The sequence below is a fragment of the Pseudovibrio sp. POLY-S9 genome (assembly GCF_001431305.1).
Taxonomy (GTDB): domain Bacteria; phylum Pseudomonadota; class Alphaproteobacteria; order Rhizobiales; family Stappiaceae; genus Pseudovibrio.
The window spans coordinates 97706-100284 of the sequence record NZ_LCWX01000237.1 but is presented as its reverse complement, the minus strand read 5'-3'; the positions used below and the strand labels follow the sequence as shown (position 1 = coordinate 100284).

3 protein-coding genes and 1 pseudogene are annotated in these 2579 nt (G+C 51.5%); 1 reads left to right on the top strand and 3 read right to left on the bottom strand.

Translation table 11 applies throughout. The annotated features are described in order from the left end of the window. Positions 1 to 644: arginine deiminase-related protein (locus tag PPL9_RS34365; RefSeq protein ID WP_244273453.1), on the bottom strand; the 644-nt coding region annotated here is incomplete at its 3' end. Beyond that, positions 641 to 1711 (bottom strand): ornithine cyclodeaminase, encoded by a 1071-nt coding sequence (locus PPL9_RS24590; protein WP_057465181.1) that lies wholly within the window; start codon positions 1709 to 1711, stop codon positions 641 to 643. The genes PPL9_RS24590 and PPL9_RS34365, both read right to left, overlap by 4 nt. Before the next feature lie 148 nt (positions 1712 to 1859). On the opposite strand from PPL9_RS24590, the gene PPL9_RS24585 reads away from it, so the two are divergent. Beyond that, a complete protein-coding gene (locus PPL9_RS24585; protein ID WP_057465180.1) occupies positions 1860 to 2306 on the top strand; it encodes an Lrp/AsnC family transcriptional regulator in 447 nt (148 codons plus the stop codon). A gap of 28 nt (positions 2307 to 2334) precedes the next feature. Here PPL9_RS24585 and PPL9_RS33685 read toward each other — a convergent pair. Beyond that, a pseudogene (locus PPL9_RS33685) lies at positions 2335 to 2579 on the bottom strand (2OG-Fe(II) oxygenase); the annotation flags it as partial.

Below are 2579 nucleotides of genomic sequence, written 5' to 3'. Positions count from 1 at the left end.
CGCCGCGCCGTATCTGTGATCATGTCTGTACCGATTAGCGCAAAGTTGGTTCCAACACACATCAGCACGTTTGTATGATAGATCGACGTGCCCTTGTCGTCTTCAGCAGCAAACACCATCGGCTCAAAGTTGAAGTGCGTGCAAAAGCGTTCCAGCGCGATTGGGTTGGTTCTGTCGCTCTCCACCGCATAGGCAACACGATCAATATGATCGAGCACCATTGCGCCAGTTCCCTCAAGATAAAGCCCATCCTGCTCAAGGCCGGAATAGTCGATGACATCCTGAACACGGTAATCGGATTTCAGCATTTCAAGGATGTCGTGACGACGCTCCAAACGGCGATTTTCTGCCTTCATCGGAAAAATCGCAACGTGTCCACCAGCATGGGTGGAGAACCAGTTGTTCGGGAAAACACAATCTGGAAGTCCCGGAGTATCTCCCTCAAACACATGAACGCGCACACCGTGAGATTCAAGCTGCTCCACCATTGCAGTATGCTCATCATAAGCCTGCTTGGCGTGCTCTGAATCTGTTGTGATCTCAGCCTGAAAAGCGTTGTCAGCAGCAGTCTCCGCATTCACTGAAAAGTGGTGCGGGCGAACCATGACGACGGCGCCGGGCGCTTGAACGGATGTACGGTTCATGCAGCGTCTCCGCTTTCCGGTTCTGCACGCATCACCATGCCAAACAGGTCACGCGGATCATCAGGATCGGCTAGCATATCAAGGTCATGGTACAAACCAGTGCCCTTAAGCTGGTCACGAACGTAGCGAAGGGCGGAGAAGTCCTCAGTTGCAAAGCCCACACCGTCAAACAGCGTAATCTGACGCTCGTCTTTGCGGCCCTCTGCCTGACCCGTGATCACTTTCCAGATCTCAGTGACAGGGAAATCCTCAGGCATCTGCTGAATTTCGCCTTCGATGCGTGTTTGAGGTGGGTACTCCACGAAAACATCAGAGCGGGTCAGGATACCACTGGCAAGTTCAGTTTTGCCTGGGCAGTCGCCACCAATTGCGTTGATATGCACGCCAGTTCCAACCATATTGTCGGAAAGCACGGTGGCATTCTGCTTGTCGGCGGTACAGGTGGTGATGATCTGTGCGCCAAGAGCCGCTTCTTCTGCGCTTTTGCAGGATTGCAAGGTCAAACCGCGACCTTCCAGATTGCGCATGAGTTTTTCGGTCGCTTTAGGATCAACATCGTAAAGCCGCAGGGTTTTGATCCCGCAGATTTCCTTCATCGCCAAAGCCTGAAACTCTGACTGCGCACCGTTGCCGATCATCGCCATGGTGTGAGCATCTTTAGGAGCAAGGTACTTTGCCACCACTGCAGAGGTCGCTGCTGTGCGAAGCGCTGTCAGTACGGTCATTTCAGTCACAAGGACAGGGTAACCGGTATACACATCTGCCAGAAGACCAAACGCAGTAACAGTTTGCAGGCCTTCCTTTGTGTTCTTTGGGTGCCCGTTGACGTACTTGAAGCCGTATGTCTCACCATCCGAGGTCGGCATCAGCTCAATAACACCTTCTTTGGAGTGGGAAGCCACCCGGGGTGTCTTGTCAAACAGCTCCCAACGACGAAAATCCTCTTCGACGTAGTCGGCGATGCCCGAGAGCATTTTCTCAATGCCAATGTGATGGACCAGCTTCATCATATTGTCGACACTGACAAATGGAACGAACGCGAGTTCTGACGGGGCAGGGGCTGACATGAGCTTTCCTCAAGTAATTACAGTTTCCCTAGTATCAACTGTGCAAATTGCAAAAAACATATCAATCTTGCTAGGTATGAGAGATAGTTTTTGACAGATTGCTAGGTTAATTTTATATTATTGCTAAACTTATGGGTTGAGAGCACTTATGAAGCAAAACCATACGGCGAAACATATTTATGATGAACTCGACCGGCAATTAATCAGCCTTCTGCGTTTGGATGGCCGTGCTCCAGTCTCCAAACTTTCACAGATTATGGGCGTCTCACGCGCAACAGTACAAACACGCATGGACCGGCTGCTGGAAACAGGGGCGCTGCTTGGTTTTACGGCACGAGTGCGTGAAGATTATGACAGCGGCGAGATCCGTGCTGTCATGATGATTGAAGTGATGGGACGAAACACCACCCAGGTCATCCGCAAACTACGCGGTCTGCCCGAACTGCAAGTCCTGCACACCACCAGCGGTAAATGGGATCTGGTAACAGACATCCGCGTCGAAAACCTCTCAGAATTCGACCGCGTCCTGCGCGAAGTCCGCCTGATCGAAGGCGTCATGAACAGCGAAACAAGCATCTTGCTGTCCAGTGTTTGACTGCTAGCAACTTGCCTTGTTTGGGTTCCTAATTGATCCGCAACAAGCGTTTAAGCTTAGTTTGGAATCCGCCGCGTTTCTCTTTCCGCGCTAATTCCTCTTCAGAGATGAGAAACGTTACTTGCACCACATAGCGTTCGCCTTTGAACGAAGGATGGCCATGCCAGCTTGTTTCTGAGCGTTTGAATGCGAACACGTTTCCCGCGAGCGGAGAGACTTCCTCCGCATAGTCGCCCATGTCAGTGTCTCCATTAAGGGCACGAATGGCACCTC